Here is a 4,123-nt window from a genome sequence, read left to right as displayed (position 1 = left end):
AAACTTTTAAAGGGGGTGGCATCCGCCATTCCCCGTACCCCCTTTTATCCCCTTTGCAGGGGTCCGGGGGGATCATCCCCCCGGCGGGGTTCGGGGCAGCGCCCCGATTTTCTGTTCTTTTCTTTCGCTCTAACGCTTACTCCCCGTACAACTTGCCCAGCCCGGCGTAGGCGTCGATGCGGCGGTCGCGCAGAAAGGGCCAGTGGCGGCGGGTGGTTTCGATGGTCTGGGGATTGATCTCGGCCAGCAGGATGTCCTCGGCGGTGATGCCGGCCTGGACCACGATCCGGCCTGACGGGTCGGCCACGAACGACGAGCCCCAGAATTCCAGGGTTTCGCCGTAGCCTTCGCCCGAGCCTTCGGTGCCCACGCGGTTGACGGCGGCCACGTAGAGGCCGTTGGCGATGGCGTGGCTGCGCTGGATGGTGATCCAGCAGTCGCGCTGGGTTTCGCCGTATTCGGCTTTTTCGCTGGGATGCCAGCCGATGGCCGTGGGATAGAAAATGACCGACGCGCCAAGGAGCGCCGTGGCCCGGGCCGCTTCGGGAAACCACTGGTCCCAGCAGATGAGCGTGCCGATGGGGCCAAAGGGCGTCTGGAAAGTCTTGAAACCCAGGTCGCCGGGGGCGAAGTAGAATTTCTCTTCAAAGCCCGGATCGTGGGGAATATGCATTTTGCGGTAGACGCCGGCATGGTTGCCGTCCGGGTCGAGCACGGCCAGGGAATTCTGGTAGCAGCCCGGACCGCGCCGTTCAAAGAGCGGAGCCACGACCACCACGCCGGCCGCCTTGGCCGCTTCGGCCATGGCCGTGGTGGTGGGGCCGGGGATGGGTTCGGCCAGATTGAAGGCGTCGTGGTCCTGGGTGCGGCAGAAATACGGCGTGGCAAACAGTTCGGGCAGACACACCACATTGGCCCCGGCCTTGGCCGCGGCTTCGATGCGGCCGGCGGCTTTTTCAAGCGACGCGGCCACGGTTTTTTCCGGGGCCATCTGGATAAGGCCGATGGTAAAAGGCGCGGCCATGGAGACTCCTTGTCTGGGATATGGTGCGGCGCAGGGCTGCGCCGGACGGAATGATACGGGCGATTTTGCCAAAGGACAACGCCCGATCAGGCCCCGGCAAGGAGGGAAAGCCCCTGCCGGGCGAAAGCGAAGGCGAAATAAAAAAGCGACAGCCCGAGCCCGGCCATAAACAGGCGGTACGCCCGGCTGGACAGGAATTGCCGAAACCGGCCGGCCAGGACCGCCGCCAGCACCTTGGCCCCGATGATGCAACCATAAAACACGGCCAGGAAGAGAACCACACAAAAGGCCCCGGCCGCAGCCGTTTCCAGAAGAAACGGCACGCCGACCGTGGCCCAGAACAGGTACGGATGCGGGTTGGCGAAATTGGCGGCCACGCCGCGAAGAATCGAGCGCGGGGCGGTGCGCGGGTCGCCGGCGCTTGGCGGCGGGGCCTTGAAGCAGTCCCAGCCATAGCGGCAAAGGAGCAGCGCCCCGGCCAGGGCCACCACGCCGAGGATGGCCGGCGTGCCGGCAAAACGCGACAGCACCAGCCAGGCGGCCAGGATGATGGGCGCATCGGTCAGGATCGGGGCGAGGGCCACCTTGACGCCCTCGCGCGGCCCGTGGGCCAGGGTCTGGGACAGGACCAGCGTCAGGAGCGGTCCCGGGGCGAAGCCGGCGGACAGGCCCAGGGCGGCCCCGGCCAGGGCGGCGGATGCGACATCGGCCATGCTTGCGTTTCCTTGTGCGCCCCGGCTACACTGCCGCCGGCACGAGCCGATACCTGCCGGAAACTGCGACCATGATCAAGGAGCCAGCCATGCCCCCCACGGCCTTCGTGCCCCTGCGGCATATCCTGGCCGCCGACATCGGCGGCACGACCAGCCGTTTCGGTCATTTCACCCTGGCTCCCGACGGCACCCTCGCCCTTGGCCGGCACATCCGGCTCCCCACCCAGGCTGCCGGCTCCTTCCTCGAACTGTTGGACGCCCTGTCGGCCGCCGGGTTCGACCTGGCCCCCGAGCAGGCCCAGGCCGCCGCCTTTGCCGTGCCCGGAGCCGTGGTCGGGCGCACCGTGCATTTCGCCAATATCGACTGGAGCCTCGATCTGGCCGATCTGGGCCGCGCCCACGGCCTGGAACGAAGCGCCTGCGTCAACGATTTTCTGGCCCAGGCCCACGGCTGCCGCCTCCTTGGCGACACCGCTGCAACAGTGCTGCCGGGCGACATGGACCCCACCCGGATCCAGGCGGTCATCGGAGCCGGCACCGGCCTGGGCCATGCCGCCCTGATCCCCCTGGCCGACGGGACGACCCTGGCCCTGCCCTCGGAAGCCGGCCAGACCGCCGCCCCCTTTTTCGGTCCCGAAGAAACCGCCTTTGCCAATTTCCTGGCCCGGGCCACGGGCGAGGCCTACGTGCGCGCCGACAGCGTCCTTTCCGGCTCCGGGCTGGCCCATCTGCACCGATATCTCACCGGCGAGGACCTGACCCCGGCCCAGATCAGCCAGCAGCTCGCCGCCGACAGCCCGACAACCGCCTTTTTTGCCCGCTTCTACGGCCGGGCCACCCGCGACTTCGCGCTGACCATGCTGCCGACCGGCGGGATGTTCATAAGCGGCGGCGTTGCCGCGAAAAACCCGCTCCTCGTCGATCATCCGGAATTCGCCCGGGAATTTCGCGCCTCGCCCACCTACGGGGCCTATCTGGAACGCATCCCGGTGCGGCTGGTGCGCGACGAAAACGTCGGCCTCTACGGCGCGGCCGCCATCGCCCGAAACCTCCTCGTCTCCCAACCGCCCAAAGGATAGATACCCCATGCGCGAAGGCTTTTTCCGGGCCGTGTCCACGGCCGAATTCCGCAATCTGCTGCGGACGTTTCCCACCCTGCCAAGCGAAACCGTCAGCCTCGATGCCGCCTGCGCCCGCATCCTGGCCACCGACATCATCGCCGCCGAAGACCTGCCCGCGGCCAGCCGCGCCGCCATGGACGGCTATGCCGTGCGCGCCGCCGAGGTCTTCGGAGCAACCGAATCCAACCCCGGCTACCTCGATCTGGCCATGGACATCCCCATCGGCGTCATCCCGGATGCGCCGCTGCCGGCCGGCCACTGCGCCCGCATCGTGACCGGCGCCTTCCTGCCGGCCGGAGCCGACGCCGTGGTCATGGTCGAATACACCGAGGACATGGGAGCCGGGGCCATCGAAATGCGCCGGTCCGTGGCTCCGGGCGACAATATCATGCTGGCCGCCGAAGACGCCGCCGTCGGCCAGACAGTCCTTTCCCCGGGCACACGCCTGCGGCCCCAGGAGATCGGCCTGCTGGCGGCGCTCGGCATCACCCGCGTGCCGGTCGGCAAAATTCCCACCGTGGCCCTGCTTTCCACCGGCGACGAGCTGGTCCCGGCCGAGGCCACGCCCAAGCCCGGCCAGATCCGCGACGTCAACAGCCATACCCTGGCCGCCATGCTGCGCCAGGCCGGGGCCGCTCCCACCACCTTTCCCCTGGTCCCGGACGATCTGGCCGGCATCCAGGCCGCCCTGGCCGACGCCGCCGCCGGATACGACCTGACCCTGCTCTCCGGCGGCAGCTCGGTTGGCGCGCGCGACTTCACCCTCGACGCCCTGCGAAATCTCGGTGCCGACATCCTGGCCCACGGCGTGGCCATCAGCCCCGGCAAACCAACCATCCTGGCCTCCCTCAACGGCAAGCCGGTCATCGGGCTGCCCGGACAGGTCACCTCGGCCCAGGTCGTGCTCCTCATTTTCGCCCTGCCGCTTTTGGCCCACTTAAGCGGCGACCCGGCCGCCTTCGACCGGACTCCGCGCACCTTCCCGGCCGTCCTGTCCCGCAACATCGCCTCCAAACAAGGCCGCGAAGACCACGTGCGCGTGCGCCTGGAATACCGCTCCGACGCACTGCCCCTGGCCCATCCCGTGCTCGGCAAGTCCGGGCTGCTCAAAACGCTGCTCATGGCCGACGGCCTCATCACCATCGCCGCCGACCTCGAAGGCCTCGCCGGCAATACCGAAGTGGCGGTGCGGCCGATCTGACGCCGGGGGTGTGAGAGAAGAGGGAAGATATGCCTCCGGCGGCTGGGCGCGCCTGCCAGACCCT

Annotated in this window: 4 protein-coding genes; 2 read left to right on the top strand and 2 right to left on the bottom strand. The window is 68.3% G+C overall.

The genetic code is table 11. The features are described from left to right. Positions 1-136: 136 nt before the first annotated feature. Positions 137-1,024: a carbon-nitrogen hydrolase gene (locus DVDV_RS21465; protein WP_075356603.1), complete on the bottom strand. Its 888-nt coding sequence runs from the start codon at positions 1,022-1,024 to the stop codon at positions 137-139. 86 nt (positions 1,025-1,110) lie between these two features. Further along, positions 1,111-1,737, bottom strand: a complete 627-nt coding sequence (locus DVDV_RS21460) for a LysE family transporter (RefSeq protein ID WP_075356602.1) — start codon at positions 1,735-1,737, stop codon at positions 1,111-1,113. Positions 1,738-1,826: 89 nt separating this feature from the next. Between DVDV_RS21460 and DVDV_RS21455 the strand changes: the two genes are divergently transcribed. Both DVDV_RS21455 and glp read left to right on the top strand, forming a co-directional pair. Further along, positions 1,827-2,816 carry a glucokinase gene (locus DVDV_RS21455; RefSeq protein WP_075356601.1) on the top strand — a complete coding sequence of 330 codons (990 nt, stop codon included), beginning with the start codon at positions 1,827-1,829 and terminating at the stop codon, positions 2,814-2,816. A 7-nt stretch (positions 2,817-2,823) separates the two neighbouring features. Further along, positions 2,824-4,059, top strand: a complete 1,236-nt coding sequence (gene glp, locus DVDV_RS21450; protein WP_075356600.1) for a gephyrin-like molybdotransferase Glp — start codon at positions 2,824-2,826, stop codon at positions 4,057-4,059. Positions 4,060-4,123: the final 64 nt, after the last annotated feature.

This window comes from Desulfovibrio sp. DV, assembly GCF_001936595.1.
In the GTDB taxonomy this organism is placed as follows: Bacteria; Desulfobacterota; Desulfovibrionia; order Desulfovibrionales; family Desulfovibrionaceae; genus Solidesulfovibrio.
The sequence above is the reverse complement of the archived record's forward strand: the minus strand, read 5'-3'. Positions and strand labels throughout refer to the sequence as shown.

What these genes read in the sequence shown, in the direction of transcription:
- DVDV_RS21465 (WP_075356603.1), bottom strand. Translation starts at nt 1,024, where the DNA reads ATGGCCGCGCCTTTTACCATCGGCCTTATCCAGATGGCCCCGGAAAAA.
- DVDV_RS21460 (WP_075356602.1), bottom strand. Translation starts at nt 1,737, where the DNA reads ATGGCCGATGTCGCATCCGCCGCCCTGGCCGGGGCCGCCCTGGGCCTG.
- DVDV_RS21455 (WP_075356601.1), top strand. Translation starts at nt 1,827, where the DNA reads ATGCCCCCCACGGCCTTCGTGCCCCTGCGGCATATCCTGGCCGCCGAC.
- glp (WP_075356600.1), top strand. Translation starts at nt 2,824, where the DNA reads ATGCGCGAAGGCTTTTTCCGGGCCGTGTCCACGGCCGAATTCCGCAAT.